The organism is Streptomyces apocyni (assembly GCF_009739465.1).
GTDB lineage: Bacteria > Actinomycetota > Actinomycetes > Streptomycetales > Streptomycetaceae > Streptomyces > Streptomyces apocyni.
Genome location: NZ_WHOM01000062.1, coordinates 141,599 through 160,060 on the forward strand (window position 1 = coordinate 141,599; position 18,462 = coordinate 160,060).

At 68.5% G+C, this 18,462-nt stretch carries 16 protein-coding genes and 2 pseudogenes; 3 read left to right on the plus strand and 15 right to left on the minus strand.

The annotated features are described in order from the left end of the window. The first annotated feature begins 5 nt into the window (after window positions 1-5). Together GCN81_RS18220 and GCN81_RS18225 are read left to right on the plus strand one after the other, a co-directional pair. Window positions 6-617, plus strand: a complete 612-nt coding sequence (locus GCN81_RS18220) for a DM13 domain-containing protein (RefSeq protein WP_156725698.1) — start codon at window positions 6-8, stop codon at window positions 615-617. Window positions 618-658: 41 nt separating this feature from the next. Further along, a complete protein-coding gene (locus GCN81_RS18225; RefSeq protein ID WP_156725699.1) occupies window positions 659-1,078 on the plus strand; it encodes a DUF3151 domain-containing protein in 420 nt (139 codons plus the stop codon). Between the two features lie 62 nt (window positions 1,079-1,140). Here GCN81_RS18225 and fbaA read toward each other — a convergent pair whose 3' ends face one another. The 6 genes from fbaA to GCN81_RS18255 all read right to left on the minus strand — a co-directional run bounded on the left by fbaA (window position 1,141) and on the right by GCN81_RS18255 (window position 7,071). After that, entirely contained in the window at window positions 1,141-2,163 is a 1,023-nt protein-coding gene (fbaA, locus tag GCN81_RS18230; protein WP_156725700.1) for a class II fructose-bisphosphate aldolase, read from the minus strand. A gap of 169 nt (window positions 2,164-2,332) precedes the next feature. Then, complete coding sequence (pyrE, locus tag GCN81_RS18235; protein ID WP_156725701.1) at window positions 2,333-2,884, minus strand: orotate phosphoribosyltransferase; 552 nt, start codon at window positions 2,882-2,884, stop codon at window positions 2,333-2,335. Window positions 2,885-2,919: 35 nt separating this feature from the next. Then, window positions 2,920-3,726, minus strand: a complete 807-nt coding sequence (locus GCN81_RS18240) for an aldose epimerase family protein (RefSeq protein WP_156725702.1) — start codon at window positions 3,724-3,726, stop codon at window positions 2,920-2,922. 57 nt (window positions 3,727-3,783) lie between these two features. After that, window positions 3,784-4,695 carry an SRPBCC family protein gene (locus tag GCN81_RS18245; RefSeq protein ID WP_156725703.1) on the minus strand — a complete coding sequence of 304 codons (912 nt, stop codon included), beginning with the start codon at window positions 4,693-4,695 and terminating at the stop codon, window positions 3,784-3,786. Between the two features lie 142 nt (window positions 4,696-4,837). Beyond that, on the minus strand, window positions 4,838-6,469 hold the full coding sequence (locus tag GCN81_RS18250; RefSeq protein ID WP_156725777.1) for a polyamine aminopropyltransferase: 1,632 nt from the start codon (window positions 6,467-6,469) through the stop codon (window positions 4,838-4,840). A gap of 77 nt (window positions 6,470-6,546) precedes the next feature. Next, window positions 6,547-7,071: a DUF2617 family protein gene (locus GCN81_RS18255; protein ID WP_156725704.1), complete on the minus strand. Its 525-nt coding sequence runs from the start codon at window positions 7,069-7,071 to the stop codon at window positions 6,547-6,549. 711 nt (window positions 7,072-7,782) lie between these two features. Here GCN81_RS18255 and GCN81_RS18265 point away from each other — a divergent pair. Then, entirely contained in the window at window positions 7,783-8,997 is a 1,215-nt protein-coding gene (locus GCN81_RS18265) for a pyridoxal phosphate-dependent aminotransferase (protein WP_156725705.1), read from the plus strand. 235 nt (window positions 8,998-9,232) lie between these two features. Here GCN81_RS18265 and GCN81_RS18270 read toward each other — a convergent pair whose 3' ends face one another. The 9 genes and pseudogenes from GCN81_RS18270 to GCN81_RS18310 form a co-directional block, all read right to left on the minus strand. Further along, window positions 9,233-9,544, minus strand: a complete 312-nt coding sequence (locus GCN81_RS18270) for a cupin domain-containing protein (protein ID WP_156725706.1) — start codon at window positions 9,542-9,544, stop codon at window positions 9,233-9,235. Window positions 9,545-9,671: 127 nt separating this feature from the next. After that, a pseudogene (locus GCN81_RS18275) lies at window positions 9,672-9,779 on the minus strand (TauD/TfdA family dioxygenase); the annotation flags it as partial. Between the two features lie 95 nt (window positions 9,780-9,874). Further along, window positions 9,875-10,957, minus strand: a pseudogene (locus GCN81_RS18280) (aspartate kinase). Next, window positions 10,954-12,222, minus strand: coding sequence for an MFS transporter (locus GCN81_RS18285; protein ID WP_197287690.1), 1,269 nt, complete (start codon window positions 12,220-12,222; stop codon window positions 10,954-10,956). Before GCN81_RS18285 ends, GCN81_RS18280 begins: the two are co-directional and overlap by 4 nt. Further along, window positions 12,219-13,475 (minus strand): ATP-grasp domain-containing protein, encoded by a 1,257-nt coding sequence (locus GCN81_RS18290; RefSeq protein ID WP_156725708.1) that lies wholly within the window; start codon window positions 13,473-13,475, stop codon window positions 12,219-12,221. Before GCN81_RS18290 ends, GCN81_RS18285 begins: the two co-directional genes overlap by 4 nt. A gap of 42 nt (window positions 13,476-13,517) precedes the next feature. Continuing rightward, on the minus strand, window positions 13,518-14,414 hold the full coding sequence (locus GCN81_RS18295; protein ID WP_156725709.1) for a homoserine O-succinyltransferase: 897 nt from the start codon (window positions 14,412-14,414) through the stop codon (window positions 13,518-13,520). Between the two features lie 107 nt (window positions 14,415-14,521). Then, a complete protein-coding gene (locus tag GCN81_RS18300; protein WP_156725710.1) occupies window positions 14,522-15,898 on the minus strand; it encodes an aspartate aminotransferase family protein in 1,377 nt (458 codons plus the stop codon). A gap of 34 nt (window positions 15,899-15,932) precedes the next feature. Next, window positions 15,933-17,237 carry a SidA/IucD/PvdA family monooxygenase gene (locus GCN81_RS18305; RefSeq protein ID WP_156725711.1) on the minus strand — a complete coding sequence of 435 codons (1,305 nt, stop codon included), beginning with the start codon at window positions 17,235-17,237 and terminating at the stop codon, window positions 15,933-15,935. Between the two features lie 363 nt (window positions 17,238-17,600). Further along, window positions 17,601-18,383 carry a helix-turn-helix domain-containing protein gene (locus GCN81_RS18310; RefSeq protein WP_156725712.1) on the minus strand — a complete coding sequence of 261 codons (783 nt, stop codon included), beginning with the start codon at window positions 18,381-18,383 and terminating at the stop codon, window positions 17,601-17,603. Window positions 18,384-18,462: the final 79 nt, after the last annotated feature.

Here is an 18,462-nt window from a genome sequence, read left to right on the forward strand (position 1 = left end):
GGAGCATGCGAAGCGTACGAGAGATGCTGGGGCGGCCGGTCGTGATCGGGGCGCTGGCGGTGGCCGTGCTGGGGGGCGCGTTCGGCGCGTACTGGTTCCAGCCGTGGAAGCTGTGGCAGGACGAGACCGTACGGGAGGCGCTGCCGGTCGCCGCGAGCACGCCGACCCCGGGGGCACCGGGGGCACCGGCGGGCGAGCCCGCGAAGGACACACCGCCCGCGAAGGACGCGGGCGCCGAGCCGTCCAGCGCGCCGCCCGCGGGGCCCACTGCGCTGGCCTCGGGTGAACTCATCAGCCACGAGCACACGACCACCGGCACCGCCCGCGTCCTGGAACTCCCCGACGGCTCCCGCACACTGCGCCTGGAGGGCCTGGACACCAGCAACGGACCCGACCTGCGCGTCTGGATCACCGACGCCCCGGTCATCGAGGGCAAGGCCGGTTGGGGCGTCTTCGACGACGGGAAGTACCGCAGCCTCGGCAAGCTGAAGGGCAACAAGGGCGACCAGAACTACGCCCTGCCCGCCGACCTCGACCTGAACGAGTACACCAGCGTCAGCATCTGGTGCGACCGCTTCAACGTGTCGTTCGGGGCGGCCGAACTCGCGCGCGCCTGACGGGGTCGGGCAGGTGGCGGGCAGGTGGCAGACTTTGCCGTATGACGACTCACAAGAACCTGCTCGGCGGCCCCGACCCGACCTATCTGCCGGAGAACGAAGAGGCGTACCGGCTCCTCGGCGAGGAGTCCGCGACGCCCGAGAAGGTCGCGGCGGACTTCCCCACCTTCTCGCTCGCGTGGGCGATGCTCGCGGATGACGCCTTCGCGGCGGAGCGGGTGGTCGAGTCGTACGCCTACGCGCGCACCGGCTACCACCGTGGGCTGGACGCGCTGCGCAGGGCCGGGTGGAAGGGGCACGGCCCGATCCCGTGGGAGCACCGGCCCAACCGTGGCTTCCTGCGCTGCCTGGCCGCGCTCGCGCGCGCTGCCGGGGCGGTCAACGAGACCGAGGAGTCGGAGCGCTGCTGGACGTTCCTGAAGGACAGCAGCGCGGAGGCGTACGCCGAGCTGAAGCAGTAGACAGAAAGCGGAAGGGCCCGGTCTCCCTCGCGGGAGACTGGGCCCTTTTGTCACATTGCCGCTTACTTCAGCTTGGTGCCCGTGGAGCGCAGCGCCGCGCACGCCTCGGTGACGCGCTTGGCCATCGACGCCTCGGCCAGCTTGCCCCAGGTGCGCGGGTCGTAGGTCTTCTTGTTGCCGACCTCGCCGTCGACCTTCAGCACACCGTCGTAGTTCTTGAGCATGTGGTCCGCGACGGGGCGGGTGAAGGCGTACTGGGTGTCCGTGTCCAGGTTCATCTTCACGACGCCGTTCTCCAGCGCGGTGGCGATCTCCTCGGCCGTGGAGCCGGAGCCGCCGTGGAAGACGAAGTCGAACGGCGACGTCTTGCCGTACTTCTCGCCGACGCCCTGCTGGAGGTCCTTCAGCAGCTCGGGGCGGAGCACGACGTTGCCCGGCTTGTAGACGCCGTGGACGTTGCCGAAGGAGGCGGCGAGCAGGTAGCGGCCCTTGTCGCCCAGGCCGAGCGCCTCGGCGGTGCGCAGCGCGTCATCGACGGTCGTGTACAGCTCGTCGTTGATCTCGTGGGTGACGCCGTCTTCCTCGCCACCGGTCGGGGTGATCTCGACCTCAAGGATGATCTTCGCGGCTACGGCCTTGGCGAGCAGCTCCTGGCCGATGGCCAGGTTGTCCGCGAGGGTCTCGGCGGAGCCGTCCCACATGTGGGACTGGAAGAGCGGGTTCTCGCCCTTGGCGACGCGCTCGGCGGAGATGTCGAGCAGCGGGCGTACGTACCCGTCCAGCTTGTCCTTGGGGCAGTGGTCGGTGTGCAGCGCGACGGTGACGTCGTACTTCCTGGCGACGATGTGCGCGAACTCGGCGAGCGCGACCGCGCCGGTGACCATGTCCTTGCTGTGCTGACCGCCCAGGAACTCCGCGCCACCGGTGGAGATCTGGATGATGCCGTCGCTCTCGGCCTCCGCGAAGCCGCGCAGCGCGGCGTGCAGGGTCTGGGAGGAGGTGACGTTGATCGCCGGGTAGGCGAACTTGCCTGCCTTCGCCCGGTCGAGCATCTCGTTGTAGACCTCGGGGGTTGCGATGGGCATCTGTCCGCTCCTTGGATGTGCGGGTGGGGTTGCTTGGCCCTGACCGTAGGGCCCCTCACTGAGGGGGGCGACGTCATCGTCGCCCCCATCTTTCCAGACGCGGAGGATTGCTCCGGCCTGGGTGCGGACACGAATTCAGTCGGACTTTCGGCCCGACGTCGGTCCGACTTCAGTCCAGGCCGAGCTCGTCCTTGGAGAAGGCGAAGAGGTACGGCACTCCGGCGCCTTCGGCGATCTTCTCGGCGGCGCCCGTGGCGCGGTCCACGATCGTCGCGACGGCCACGACCTCGGCGCCCGCCTCGCGGGCCGCCTCGACGGCGGTGAGCGGGGAGCCGCCGGTGGTGGAGGTGTCCTCGACGACCAGGACGCGGCGGCCCTCGATGCCCGGGCCCTCGACGCGGCGCTGCATGCCGTGCGCCTTGGCGGCCTTGCGTACGACGAACGCGTCGAGCTGCCTGCCGCGGGTGGCGGCGGCGTGCAGCATCGAGGTGGCGACGGGGTCGGCGCCGAGGGTGAGGCCGCCCACCGCGTCGTAGTCGAGGTCCGCGGTCAGGTCCAGCATCACCTGGCCGATGAGGGGGGCGGCAGCGCCGTCGAGGGTGACCCGGCGCAGGTCGACGTAGTAGTCGGCCTCCAGCCCGGAGGAGAGGGTGACCTTGCCGTGCACTACGGCCTTGTCCTTGATCTGCCGCAGGAGGTCGCTGCGTACGTCGTCGCTCATGACTGCCAGCTTAGGTCGTGCGCTCGCGCGGGTTGCTACAGCCGTCGCCAGGTCCAGGTCATCGCGGCTTCCAGGGGGTCGATGGGGGTGACCTGGCGGGGGTGGCTGTTCAGGCCGTTGGGTGGGCCTGACTGAGGCTCCACGCAGACCGCTTCGGGCTGCTCGTCGTAGATCACGACCCACTGCTCGCGGCTGGTGACCTTGAGCTCCAGTTCACCCGGCCAGGTCAGGGTCACGTCGACGCCGTCCGGCATGCCGAAGCAGTCGTCCCAGGGGCCGGGGGTGGGGTCGATACGGCGGCCGGTGGGAAGGTGGTCGGGGCCGCGCTCCTCCTGCCAGCCGGGGACGAAGGCGAGCTGTACGTCCTTGCCGCCGTCGCTGAGCGCCCGCCGGAACCAGGGGTGCCAGCCCACCTGCGCCGGGAAGGAGTCGGCGTACGTCTCGATCCCGGTCCGTACGGTGAGCCCAGCGCCGTCGTCGGCCAGCTCGAAGGTCTGGGTGACGCGGCCGCGGTACGGCCAGGGCTCGACGAGGTCGTAGGTGAACGCGGCCTCGCGCTCGGTGGCGTACGCGAGGCGCCAGGCCACGTCTCTGACGGTGCCGTGCAGGGCGTGCGGCGGGTCGTTGACGGGCAGTTGGTGCGAGGTGGCGCCGTTGCGGAACTGGCCGTTCGCGGTGCGGCCGCACCAGGGGGCCATCGGGAACGAGCCGTACCGCTCGCCTTGGCGCAGCACCTCGGTGCCGCCGATCCGCAGGCTGCTGATGCGGCAGCCGTTGGCCGGGTGCACGGTCAACTCCGCGTCGCGGGCGCGCAGGGTGATCTCGTCGTCCGGTGTAGTCACAGGCCCGACCCTACTTACTTGCTCCACTTACCCCTGCTTACTTGCGCCGCCACTTACTTACCTACGCCGCCGCAGAATCCGCCCCGCGACGATCGCCGAGGCGACCACCAGCGCGGCGGCGGGGGCGGCCCAGCGCAGGGCGTCGCTCGCGGAGACGCTGGTCGCGGGCGCCGGGATCGGGGCGTAGCGCCCACGCGGCGGCGCGTGGTCCACCTCTTCCGCGCTCCGCCCGATCATGGTCCGCCGCGCATGCGCGGCCTCGGCGGGCGGCGCCTCGGCCTCGTCGTCGTACCGCGAGAGCGACGGCGGCGGGACCTCCGCGTCGAACACGGCCCCCACCGAGTGACCGACCCCCGTGTCATCGACCTCGGAGTCCTCGGCCCCGGAGTCCTCGGCCCCGGAGTCGTCGGCCCCGGAGTCGTCGCCCTCCGCCGCGTCATCTACGACCGGCAGGTCGTCATCAACGGCCGCAGGATCGACAACGCCCGACGCGTCATCGTCGGCCGACCCGGCCGGGGCCGCTGGCCCACGGGCCGCCTCCGCCGCGAGGGCGGTGGCGCAGCGGTTCAGGAGGCGGCGGGTCGCTGAGTCGATGGCGGACGGGTCGAGTTCGGAGGTGCGGCCGTCCGCGGTGGTGGTCGCCGTACCGGAGAAGGTGAGGGTGGTGCCGTCGTCCGTGGGGGACAGACGGAGGGCAAGGGCGAGTTTGACGCTGCCCGTGCCGCGGGCTTCCGTGGCGTCGCCCTCGATCGTGTAGTCGCGGGGGGACTGCCGGGTGAGGCGCAGCGTGCCACGGTAGGTGATGGTGTGGCCTGCGATGCGGAGCTTCAGGCGGCCCGCGACACCCTCGCCGCCCCCGTCAGTGGCGTCGCGCTGGAGCCCAGGGATCGCCCGGGCGACCCGCGCGGGGTCCCCCAGTGCCTGCCGGAGGGGCTCTGCCGGAACCGGTACGAACGCCTCGTGCTCCATGTCAGCCGAGCCTACTCACGTACCACCCCTTCATGCCCACGAAGCCGCGAATCCGTTCATACGCCTGGCCGAAGCGGAACCGAAAACGGAACCGGGAGCCGAAGCGGAAACGGGAGCCGAGGCCGAGCGGAAGGCGCCCCCCTCAGCCCGCGTACCGCGGGTGCACCAGCGTCGACGGCGGCAGCCCCGGCACCCGCGTCCGCTCCGCCGCCCGCGCCCCCGCCGCCAGCGTGTCCGGGGTCAGCGCGCGGTCGAGGCCCGGTATCAGGCCCAGCGTCGGCGGCGTACGCGCGGCGAGTACGAAGCCCCAGTCACCCGCCCCCGGCGAGGACGCGGCGACCCGGTCGGGCCCCGCCGCGGTACCGGTGAGCCGACCCGGCTCCCGGTACGCCACCGTGCCCAGTCCGACCGACCGCACACTGGCCTCGACCGTCCAGAACGTCCGCGCCCGGCTGTCCAACGGGCCCGCGTGCACCACAAGGCGCCCGTCAGCGGCGAGGGTCCGCGCGGCGAGGCCGAAGAACTCGCGCGAGTAGAGCTTGGTGGACTCGGTGATCCCGGGGTCGGGGAGGTCGGAGATGACGACGTCGTACGGGCCCCGGGCACCGGGCGGTCTGGGGCCCTCGCGGAGCCAGGTGAAGGCGTCGGCGGTGATGACCCGTACCCGCTCGTCCTGGTGGGCCCGCTCGTTGAGGGCGCTCAGCCCGGGGTCCGTACGCGCCAGCTCGACCACGCCGGGGTCGAGCTCGACGATGTCGACGCTCCGCACTCCGGGGTGCCGCAGCACCTCACGCGCGGCCATCCCGTCCCCGCCGCCGAGGATCAGTACGCGGGCCCGGGGCCCGTTCATCGCGGGGTGTACCAGCGCCTCGTGGTAGCGGCGTTCGTCGCGGCCGCTGACCCGCAGCCGCCCGTCGAGGTACAGGTTCAGCGTGCCGGGCGACCGTCCGGTGAGGACGACCTCCTGGACGTCGGTGTGCACGGCGGCCCGCACATCGGGCCCGTACACCGCGTGCCGCGCGGCCCGTTCGAAGTCGTCGACGAGCGCGGCGGCGGTGCCGAGCGCCCCCAGGACCAGGGCGTTGGCGACCAGCAGCGCCCACCGGGAGCGCGCCGTCAGATCGTGCCGGAAGAGCCACAGGACGAGCGCCCCGCCCGCCACGGCGTTCACCGCGCCGGTGAGCAGCGCGCCGGTCAACTGCCCGAACATCGGGAGGAGGAGGAAGGGGAAGGCCAGGCCGCCCACCAGCGCACCCACGTAGTCCGCGGCGAACAGGTCAGCCACCGCGCCCCCCGCGTCCTGCCGCCGCACCCGCTGGATCATCGTCATCAGCAGCGGCACCTCGGCGCCGATCAGCACCCCGATGGCGAGCGAGAACGCCACCAGCAGCACACGCGACTCAGCGCCCCACACAAACCCGGCGTACAACGCCATCGCACTGCACCCGCCGACCAGCGCGAGCACCGCCTCGATCGCGCCGAACCCGGCCGCGGCCCGGCCGCGCAGCCGCTTGGCCAGGAGCGAGCCGATGCCCATCGCGAAGACCATCACGGAGAGCACGACCGACGCCTGGGTGACCGAGTCGCCGATCAAGTACGCGGCGAGGGCGACCAGTTCGAGTTCGTACACCAGACCACACGCGGCACAGATGAACACACCCACCAGGACCAGGAACCGCCCGATGCGCGGCGTGACAGGCAGCCGCGCCACACCCTCCGGGTCCCGGTGCGGGGAAACGCCGGGAGACGGAGACGAGAGCGCAGGCTGGTCAATCACCCTCGTAACGCTACGTCACCGACCGTGCGCGGCATGTCACCCAGACGTGTGTAACCGGCGCGCTCCCTCCGCACTCAGCGGGCGGATGGGTGCGCGATGCGTGCGGCGACCCGCGTACGCGTGGCGACCAACTGCCCCTCCTGCGGGTACGCGTGCCAGGTCCGCCAGTGCACCTGTCCCTCGTGCCGCTGTACGAGCAGGGCGGTGAACGCGTCGGGGCTGCCGGGGAAGACCCCGGCGAGGCCGTTCGGATGGTCGGCGACCAGCGCGATCAACTCCTGGGCGCGGCCCGCGAAGGAGCCGGGCGACAGGACCTCGACGCGGGCCGCGAACTCGTACTCCCAGTCGTCGAGCCGTTTGGCGACGCCCAGCGGCAGGGGCGTACTGCTGCCCGGGATACAGGCGACAGTCTCCGAACAGGTGCCCGCCTCATCCTCGAGCAGTACCTGATGCGAGGCACCGAGAAGCCTCAGCTGCACATGGGCGCCGCCGAGTTCGACGTCGAGCACACTGAGCGCGGGGAGCGGCTCCCGCCCCAGCGCCCACGCCAGGTCGGACGCGCGCGTGTCGGTGTACGAGGTTTTCAGGGTCGTGAGCATGGATCGGCTCCGCAAACACGCAGTGGAGGTTGGGCCGGTACGCACCGGGAGGCGCGCCGGATGGCACACCGCTGAGGCTGATCGCCGGCTTACTGCCCACGAGTCGTCCGAGGGCTGCTTGACGTTTAAGAGGGAATCATGAAGGAGCGCGCTGACACAGCGTTTTTACCCAACTTCGTAGGGTTTCCATCCCCTCGAGGGCCCCACAGTTCAACTGTTCTCCGTCGTCAACCCGTTGCGTATCTTTCGTCAACGCGTTGCGTACGCACCGTCAACCACGGGCCGCTCGGCGGGGCCGCCGCGCGCCAGCCGTCCCGTGTCAGCTGCCGCCACCGCAGCCGCCACCGCCACCCCCGCCACAGGAGGAGCCGCCACCGCCACCTCCGCACGAGAACCCGCCGGACGAGTCACCGCCACCACCGTGCCGATGGTGATCACTCCCACCGCCAGCGGCACCACCCGCCCACCAGCCACCCGACCCTCCGGACCCTCCGGACCCTCCGGACCCTCCGGACCCTCCGGACCCCCCGGACCCCCGCGACCCGGCCATGACCACAAGCCCGACGACCGCGAGCACCCCCACCATCGCGATACCAAAAACGACTCCCACGACACCCTCCCCGTTCGCCTGTAGGACTCTGTAGGACAGGGGATGCCCCCGCCGCCAAGGACCCAAAGCAGACTTGAGGAAGTCCAGAGGTTCGGCGCAGGATGACCGCCATGACCTCTACGGGAACCACCGGCCGCCCGCTGCTCAACCGCCGACTGGCCGAGTTCGGTACGACGATCTTCGCCGAGATGTCGGCACTCGCGGTACGGACCGGCGCGATCAACCTCGGCCAGGGCTTCCCCGACACCGACGGCCCCGAAGAGGTCCGCGAGGCCGCGGTCCGCGCACTCCGGGACGGCCGCGGCAACCAGTACCCGCCGGGCCCCGGCATCCCCGAACTCCGCACGGCCATCACCGACCACCAGCTCACCCGCTACGACCTGTCCTACGACCCGGACCGCGAGGTGCTGGTCACGGCGGGCGCCACCGAGGCGATCGCGGCCTCACTGCTCGCCCTGGTCGAGCCCGGCGACGAGGTCATCGCCCTGGAGCCGTACTACGACTCGTACGCGGCGAGCATCGCCCTGGCAGGCGGCACCAGGGTCCCCGTCACCCTGCGCCCGCACACTGACACCACGACCGGGACCCACTCCTTCCGCCTGGACCTGGACGAGCTGCGCGCCGCGGTAACCGACCGCACCCGCCTGCTCCTCCTCAACACCCCGCACAACCCCACCGGCACGGTCCTCACCCGCACCGAGCTCTCCGCCATCGCCGAACTCGCCGTCGCCCGCGACCTACTCGTGGTCACCGACGAGGTCTACGAACACCTGGTCTTCGACGGCGAACACCTCCCCCTCGCGTCCTTCCCCGGCATGCGCGACCGCACGGTCACCATCTCCTCGGCGGGCAAGACCTTCTCGTTCACCGGCTGGAAGGTCGGCTGGGTGACCGCATCGCCGGAGCTGGTCACGGCGGTCCGCACCGCCAAGCAGTACCTGACGTACGTGTCGGCGGGCCCGTTCCAGTACGCGGTCGCGGAGGCCCTGCACCTGCCCGCCAGCTACTTCTCTCACGCCCGCGACGACCTGCGCACCAAACGCGACATCCTGGCCGACGGCCTCACCCAGGCAGGCTTCGAGGTCTTCCGCCCCCAGGGCACCTACTTCATCACCACCGACATCGCCGCACTCGACCTCGGCGAGAAGGACGGCCTGGCCTTCTGCCGCGCACTGCCGGAGCGCTGCGGGGTGGTCGCCGTACCCAACGCGGTCTTCTACGACGACCCGGAGGCGGGCCGCACCCAGGTCCGCTTCGCCTTCTGCAAACGCGCGGACGTCCTGCGGGAAGCCGCTTCACGGCTTCAGCGATGGTGAGCGCTCCCGTGATGCCGGGGCTCCCGCCATGCCGCTGGCCGAATGCGCCGAGTGCCGGGATCCGTTGACTCGCGAACAGGACGGCGGGATCTGCGTCGCGTGCGCTGGCGCCGAGGCGGCGGCTGCGCCGCCCTCCGACGTGTCCTCCACGGTCGCCCCCCCCACATGGCCAAGCCGCGGACAGCACTGCGTACACGGCCCATTCCCGCATGAGGCCAGGCAGCGATGCCCTCGCCTACCCTTGCTCCTGAGGTACCTCCACGATCACCAGGGTGCCGTGGCTGCCTGGCCGGACTGCGTGACGTGCACCCGCCCGCACCAAGTACAACTCGCCGGGGGCCACGGTCACCGGGCCACCGTCTACGAGCAGCTCCAGCCTGCCTTCGAGGACGAGCAGCGCCTCCGTGACACCGTGTGCTTCCTCTTCGACTGGCAGCTCGTCCATGCGTAGAACCTTCACGCAGGCCGTCCCGACCCGGCCCAGCGGCTGCGAGCGCCACGCGTCGGGTAGTCCGGCCGCGACATCGAACAGGTTGACCAGGCTCACGGTGCCCCTCCAGCAATCAACGGATGCCTTGAAGCTACCTGGGCAAAGCCGCTGAACGGCTGACCGTTCGGTAAAGGATCACGAGCAGGCGATTGCGGTTCCTGAACACCCGCGGATCATCAAAGGATCACCAGTGCCGGCCGTCCTGGACTGTGACGCGGAACGAAACGGCGGGCTCCGGCTGCGTGGTGTGCAGGGCGCGGTGCATCAGGCTCCTGTTGTCCCAGACCAGCAGGGCGATGTCGGTCCCACTTCCGGTCGCGGTGTCGGCGATCGGGACTGAGAACGGAACCACAGCTGAGGCTGTAATCGTCATTGGGTCCCCCCTTCCTAACGGCCAGTTCCTGCGTTGACCACCGCTACTCCTTCGGCCCGGTCGAGCGCGAAGCACGTGTGCACAGCCTGTACAGCCGTGGCGACCTGGTGATCATGAACGAGCGCTGCGATACGGTTGCCCGCCGACGACACGAGCTGCACGTCGACGCCTACCGCAGACAGCGCCTCGACGAAGGTCGCCGTGATGCCGGGTGTCGTACGCACTCCCATCCCGACCAGGGAGATCCGAGCGATATCGGCGTCGTAGCCCAGAGACTCGTAGCCGACACTCAGCCGCACATCCTCCAAAGCGGTGACCGCACGGTCCACCTCGTCCCGCGGCAGCAGGAAGGAGACATCAGTCAGATCCGGAGATCCCGGGGCGACCTTCGCGGTCACCATATCGATGTTGAGCTGGGCCTCCCCGATGGCACGGAACAGAATGGCCATGTCCTGTGTCTTGTCCGGGACACCGCGCACCAGGACCTGAGCGGCCGAAGTATCGCAGGCAACTTCAGAGATGACAGCGCGTTCCACTTGATCGTCCCCTTGTGGCTTCTCGTTGCTGATCCACGTCCGCAGTCCCGAAAGAAGGACGAACGGACGTGGATCGGAATGTTGTACGGCGCGCGTACTCCACACACCGGTGCAGCAATACTTTCGAACCGGATGCGGCCAGCTCCGGCATGTCCTTCGGATGAAAGCCAGTCGATCTTCTGGGCCTTCGTCACTACTCGAGGATCGGCGGTGAAAACACCATCAACATCCGTATGGATTTCACAGACCTCGGCATCCAACGCCGCTGCCAACGCGACAGCCGTCGATGCCCTGATCCAGCGCTGTACGGATGCGCTCCGGTGCCACGTCGGTGATCCGCTCCCCGGCTGTCAGCAGCACGTCGAACTCACGGCCCGGCGGCATCGGCGACACCTGCTCCGCCAGATCGATCAGTTCGTCCGTGGTATCGCCCATCGCCGACACCACAACAACCCCTTGACGGCCGTTTCGCTTGGCACCCACGATCCGCTTGGCGACACGCTCGACGCCCTCGGCGTCGGCTACGGAGGAGCCTCCGTACTTGTGCACGACCAGGCTCATCTCCGCACCCCGCGCACAGTCAGCAGACGGAATACCAGAGGCGCTACCACGCAGCCCACAGCCCCGCTGACCAGCCAGGGCCACAGGGGGCCAATCCCGTAAAGCAGCACGCCGAAGGCCGGTCCCAGCGACATCCCGGTCGACTGGCAGAAGCCCAGGAACGACTGGTAGCGGGCCCCCGCACCCTCAGGTGCGGCATCCGTCGCCGCAGCAGCGGCAACCGGCGAGATCAGCATCTCGCCCACAGTCCACAGCAGCACCCCTCCGATGAGGAAGGGCCAGCTGACCCCCAAGGCATAGACGAAGAAGCCGCCGAAGACACACACCGCGCCGAGTGTGACCGGGATCCGGGTGGGCAGCTTGCCGATCAGCATCGCCAGCGGCACCTCACAGGAGATCACCACAATGGCATTCATCGTGAGCAGTGCTCCGAAGGCGCTGGTACTGAAGCCGCTGTCCTTCATCGCCAGTGGTAGCGGCCCGGTCTGCTGTGCATAGACGAGCGCGACGACGCCGAGCAAGACGCTCACCCCGACGAAGCGGAGGTCGCTGAAGACACCCGCACCCGGCGCCGCGACGGTCGCGGTCCGTTTCTTTCCACGAGTGCCGCGCTGCGGCATGTCCCGCGGCAGTCCCAAGAGCAGCATCAACGCGGCGGCTGCGGAGACCACCGCATTGCCCACCAGCAGCGAGCCCATATTGCTCGCGGCCCAGAAGCCGCCGACCAGCGGGCCGATCGCGGCGCCGATGTTCAGAGCCATGCGGTAGAAGGCGAAGAGCGCCACGCGCCGGTCGGCGGGCGCTGCCTCACCCACTACGGCCTGGGCGACCGGGCCGTACGCCTGCACTACGGCGCCCATCAGACAGGCCAGGACCAACGTCCCCCAGTACCCCGCCACCTGTACGAGAGCCAGCGAGAAGAGCGCCGTCAGCCCGGTGGAGAGCAGCAGCGTGCTGCGTCGGCCGATACGGTCGGCGATCAAACCCGACAATCCCGCGCCGGCCATGCCGGACACAGCAACCAGCGCCAGGCCGACAGTGATCTCGCGCGGTCCGTAGCCGCGGTCGGCAAGGACCAGCGTCAGGAAGATCGAGAAGAATCCGCCGATCCGGTTCAGAAAGACGCCGAGGGAGACAACCGCGATGGGACGTGGGATCGCCGCCCTGCCGAGCAGACCCTTACGGCCCTCCCCGGTCTCCAACCGGGCGACGTCCTCTGGCGTCTCCCCGGCGGTCGACTCTCCACGGGTGTCACGGACCGTCACGACCGCGTCACCAACGGTTCGTAGTCCAGATGGACCAGGCTCTCGGCGGCGTCGAGCCGCTTGGCACACTCGTCCTCGTCCGCACCCTCGGCGACCACGAACGCGTAACGCGCCACGAAGTCACCGGGTGGCATGCGCAGTTCCGCACCCGGCGGGACGGCTGCGGCCAGTTGCACGATGCCTTCCAGCGCACCCGGCTCGCCAAAGGTGATCGACTCTACCCGCAGGTCCTCCGCCGGGCTCAGGAAGCGGATACCGAGCGTCTTGGCATGGGCCTGCTCGATGACCGGCCGGCGACCGGTGATGACGTCCACGGCGATCAGCCCGGGGTCGATGCCTGTGGCAAGCTTGCCCAGGTAGGGGATGAGGTCGCCACCCAGCCGACCGTTGACCTCAACGATCACCGGACCGCGCGAAGTCAGCTTCACCTCGGTGTGCGTGGTGCCGTGCGTGATGCCCAGCGCGGCGTGCGCCTGCTGAAGCATGTCGAGGATCTCGGTGTCCGTCAGCAGCGGGTCCCCGGCGGAGACATAGTGGCCCGTCTCGACGAAGTACGGTTCGCCACCCAGCTGCTTACGGCCGACGAAGAGCGGTGTGTACTCACCGTCGAAGACCGCACCGTCAATGCTGATCTCCGGTCCGTCGAGATACTGCTCGATGATGTAGTCGTCCGGCACATGGACACCCGGGTAGACGGCCGACGTCGTGATCGTGAAGGCATCCGCCATCTCTTGCGGGCCGGATACCTTTACGACGCCCAGACTTGAGCCGAGCGTACGAGGCTTGAGGACAACGGGGTACTCCAGCCGCTCCGCCTCCTCCAGGGCTTCCTCAGCCGAACGCACTGTCGCGAACTGCGGTTGGCGTACGCCGGCCTGAGTCAGCCTCGCCCGGCTCAGCTTCTTGTCCCGGCAGCCCAGTACGGTGTCGACGGACATCCCCGGCAAGCCCAGCATCTCGGTGACATGGGCGGCGGACAGCAGCGTGCCCTCGTCGGGGCAGAACATGCCAACCAGCCGATGCTTCCCGGCGAGGGCTCGGGCCGCCTCGACGACCGCCTCGGGGTCATAGCAGTTCAGTGCTGTGGCGCCGACGACGTACTCGTTCTGCCACGTCGGCTCATCCGAGTCGAAGAGCCAGAGCTTGAAGCGCTGGGCGGCCGCGGAGAGCAGGTACTCGCGATACGGCCGACTGTCTCGGTCCTTCTGGCTGCCGATGCCGATAACCAGCAGGATTCCGTCTTGGGTAGTCATTTGAGCGCAGGTTTCCTTAAAGAGAGGGTGCGTACGGGCTGGTCAGCGCGTGGTCGCGCGACGGCCCAGGACGTAGCGCTGCAGCCAGTTCGCATAGAGCAGTCGGCCGTGGGCGTGCCAGTTGCGGACCGGTGTCTTCTGGGGGTCCTCGTCCGGGTAGTAGCCCGGCGGCACGTGCATCGGAAGACCCTTGGCGACATCGCGCTCGTACTGGTCACCCAGAGTGTTGTGGTCGTACTCGGGGTGGCCGGAGACGTAGAACTCCCGCCCGTCACGCCGCCCAGCGACGTAGAAGCCGGTCTCCGGCGACTGGGCCAGCACCTCAATCTCAGGCTCGTTCAGGAGGTCTTCCAGAGCAGTGCCCGTGTAGCGCGAGTGCGGCACACGAAACTCTTCGTCGAAGCCGGCCAACAGCGGCGCGTACGCGTCCACGGCGCGGGTCGGGAAGTTGCCGAACAGCTTCGCGCCCAGGTGGTGCTTGGCGATGCCGTAATGGTGGTAGAGCGCGGCCTGTGCGCCCCAGCAGATGTACATCGTGGAAGTGACGTTCTCGCGCGCCCACTCCATGATCCCGCGCAGTTCGTTCCAGTACGTGACGTCCTCGAACGCGATCTCCTCGACGGGTGCGCCGGTCACGATCAGCGCATCGAAGTGGCGGTCAGTGACGTCGGCGTGCACCTGGTAGTGCTCGTCGAGATACGCCTGCGGAGTGCTTTTGGAGACGTGGTCCGCCGGCCGCAGCCAGGTCGTGCGTACTGGCAGTGGGGAGATCGACAGCAGCCTGAGCAGCTGGGTCTCCGTCACCGGCTTGTCCGGCATGATGTTGAGGACAGCAACTTCGAGCACATCAGTGCCGGCCGGGACGGCGTCCACGACCGTGACGTTCTCTTTGGCGAGCTGGTCCTTGGCGGGTATGGACTTGGGCAGGATCAGGGGCATCGTCGGGGCTCCGGGTCGGGACGAGCGGGGTGTGAGGGGGAGGTGCGGGGCCGGAGGCCGGTTGGCTCCGGGGCATCCGGCCCCGCACCAGTCAGGGGGCCTGGGTGTCAGGCGCTCTGCGCGGACTCGGTACTCCGCGCGGTCAGCCGGTCGAAGACGCGGTCGAGTACATCCGCCGCGAAGTCCGCCTCGGCCTCGGTGAGGATGAGCGGCGGCAGCAGGCGCACGACGCAGTCGTCGCGGCCGCCGAGCTCCAGGATCAGCCCCTCTGCCAGGGCCTCGGCCTGCACGGCCCTGGCCAGGGCCGAACCGCGCGTGCCGGTCTCGGGGTCCGCCAGCTCGATACCGAGCATCAGGCCGCGACCACGTACATCGCTGACCCAGGCGCACCGTTCGCGCAGCTCCGTCAATCGGCCCATGAGCTGTTCGCTGCGGGCCTGTACGTTCTCCAGGATCCCGTCGCGGCGAACCACCCGGATCGCCTCGGCACCCGTGGCGAAGGCCAGCTGGTTACCGCGGAACGTGCCCGAGTGTGCGCCGGGCGCCCAAGTGTCCAGCCGCTCGTGATACATGATCACCGCGGCGGGCAGGCCCATGCCGCTGAGCGCCTTGGAAGCGACGATTACATCGGGCTCGATCCCGTACTGCTCGAATGCGAACCACGTGCCGGTCCGGCCACAGCCGGTCTGCACCTCGTCGACGATGAGCGGAATGTCGAGCTCCCGCGTGACCTCGCGTACCCGACGCACGAATTCCAGCTTGGCCGGGATGACGCCGCCTTCACCCTGGAGCAGCTCGAGGATTACTGCGGCGGGCTTGGTGATGCCCCCATTGGGGTCCTCCAGTGACTTCTCCAAGTACGTAGCGCAGTTGGTCTCGCACGCATCCGGCCGCATGCCCAACGGGCAGTTGTGGCAGGCGGAGTAGGGGAAGAAGTGGACGCCCGGCATACCGTTCGCGATCGGGCTCTTCTGCTCCACGAGTCCGGTCAGCGCCATCGCCGCGTGCGTACTGCCGTGGAAACCACCCTGGAAGGAGACGATGTCGCCGCGGCCGGTGTACGTCTTGCAGAGCTTGATGGCCGCGTCGACCGCGTTGGCGCCCGTGGGACCGCAGAACTGGATGCGGGTGCTGTGACGCATCGACTCGGGCAGCATGCTGAGCTGCTGCTCGACGAAGTCGTCCTTAGGTTCGGTCGGCAGATCCAAACCGTGGACGAAGGTCTTCAGCTGGCGTTCGGCGGCGACCACCAGTTCGGGGTGTCCATGCCCGAGGGACAGGACGCCGGCACCGGCCAGGCAGTCGAGGAAGACGTTGCCGTCGAGGTCCTCAATCAAGCTGCCCTCGGCGCGAGCTACCGCGACGGGGAGCCGACGCGGGTAGCTCCGAGTGTTGGATTCTCGGTCGGCCTGACGCTTGAGCAGTTCCGAGCTGCGGGGGCCAGGGATCTCGGTGGAGACCCCCGGGGCGGTCAACGAAGCCATGGCCTCCGTCTTTCCGTTGGATGAGCTATCGAGGTCAGGCAGACGTGGAGGCGGCGCCGCTGCGCTTGCGGATACCGTCCAGCAGGGTCTGGGCACGCAGGGACAGCAGGCTGAAGGAACCTGCGTCGCCGATGCCGTGGGAGGACTCGCACAGGCCGTTCAGGAAGAGCGGCGGAGTGTCCACATACTCGCTGAGGGCCTCCAGCGCGTAGTCGGAGCTCACGTGGAGGGCCCCGGATTCCTCAGTCCTGAAACGACCGGCCACATCCTTGATGACTCGTGGGAAGAGCTCCTGGTGCTCGCCGGGACCGAGGTCACGGAAGCCGGTGGCGACGACGACCAGGTCGAAGGAGTCCGTCTCCACCGCGCCTGTGTTGAGCTCGCGCAGTTCCAGGACGACCTTGTCATCCTGCTCGGCAGCCGTAATCGCCTGGAGGTTGCCGTCCACGGAGACCTTCTGGTCGCCGTCCAGCCGCTGCTCGTAGATGAGGAGATAGAGCTCCTTGAGGACGTCGCCATCCACGGAGGAGTAGTTCGTGGCGTGCATGTAGGTGTCGAGCCGACGACGCGCCTCGGGCGAGACCTGGTGGTAGTAATTCGTGAAGGCGGGGAAGTAACCCTCCTCACTGAACGGGCTGGTGTCCTTCAGTCGCAGGCTGAAGGAGCGCACCAGGTTGCGCACGCGGGCGCCGGGGAAGCGGTGGGCCAGGTCGAGAGTGAGTTCCGCAGCGCTTTGGCTACCACCAATCACCGCCACCGACTCAGGGGCCCGGTCGGCGGTGAACTCTTCCAGCCGGAACAGGTAGTCCGTGAGGTGGAAGGCCCGGCGGCTGCCAGTGGTGTCGAAGGGCTCAGGCAGGTAGGGCGTACGACCCGGGCCTACTACCAGGGATCGGCCCAAGTACGTCTCGCCGGTCTCTGCGGTGACCGAGTACAGCGACTCGCCGTCGTGTTCAACGACGCGGACCTCACTCGCACGGCGGCCATAGTCCACGACGTGGTCGAACTGGCGAGCCACCCAGGTGATGTACCGGGCGTACTCCTTGCGGAGCGGGAACTCGATGGGGAGGTTCAGGTGCTCCAGCAACCGGCCGTTCTCGTGCAGGTAGTTGAGGAACGAGTAACGGCTACGCGGGTTGCGCAGCGAGACGAGGTCACGGGAGGGGTGGTTCTGAATATCCGAACCATCCAGCAGCATCCCCGGCTGCCAGGCGGGCTCCGTACGGGCCTCCAGGAAGCGGGCGCTGAGGCCGGCCTCCTGCTCTTCCAGTGCAATGGCGACAGCCAGGTTAGCCGGACCAAAACCGATTCCGATGACGTCGTGAATTATCACGTGCATGCCTTCTGTTCGAGAAATGCAAAGACCGGCGGGCGACTGCCTCATATGCGCCGGCGTGGATACCAAACCCACCGCCCGGTACATGCGGAGACCCTGTTAATTCAGGTCGGGTCTTACGCCGCTCTCGCACGGCTGAAACATTGACACCCGACCCACGGGTCGTCAAGCGGCAACAATATGCCGCATGGAGGCCGACTGGACGACAAAGGCGACCGGCATTTTTCTGCCAGTCGCCTTGGATCCAATCACTTACGAATGCGGCAAATATTTGCCGCTGTACAGCAAAGTTCCCCCGTGGCAAAGTAAAACCCCGGCCCTCGAGGAGAGGACCAGGGCGACCGTGGGTGGGACAAGGTATGAGGTTCAGCCGGCGGCCGGGGCCTCTGGGTCCTCCCGGCGTACCAGCAGCACGCATCGGATGTCCTGGTGATATGCGGGGATGAGGACCATGGACTCGAGGACCAGCTCCTCGGCGGAGATGTGAGGGAGGGAGAGCCGGAAGTGATGTCCCTGGCGGTACGCGACGATGTGCGGTTGGCGGTCCCAGGCTTCGCGGACCTCCTTGTCCTGCAGGACTTCGTCGAGAAGCACACTCAGTTCGACGCTCTCCGGCCTACTCACCAGCGCGAACCGCAGCAGCGCGAGATAGACCTCGGCGTGCAGGGGCCAGTCCACGTATTGCTCGCGCGCCTCCCGGGTGGTCAGCGCCCAGCGCATCAGATTGGCGCCGGGTTCAAGCACCCAGGGGAACCAGGCAGCCATGGCTGAGTTGTGGCCCTGAATGTTCCACGCGTGGTCGGTCAGGTACGCAGGCAGAGACTGCGCCTCGATGAGTGAAGTCAGGGCACTGAGGTCCGCCGTGGCCCAAGGGTTCATCGGGGCGTCGCCGAATATCTGCCCATACAGCGCCATCCGCTCGTCCGGGCCGAGCATGAGCGCCTCGGAGAGTCGACTGAGCACTTCGGGTGTCAGTGAAACAGGTCCACCGCTCTCGAGGCTGCGATACCAGCGCTCGCTGACGCCCATTCTCTCGGCGACCTCTGTCTGCGGCAGCGGTTTATCCCGGCCAAGTTTGGTCCCGGCTATCACTCGCCACGCGCGAAGAAGGTCGGAGAGTTCCATGAGCGGGGAAGGCGAATCGGTCACGGCTACTTCAACCTTACCGTAAAAGCCAACACGAAAACTCCCCCACGCTAATCCAGATAAGGCGCATGATACACCATCA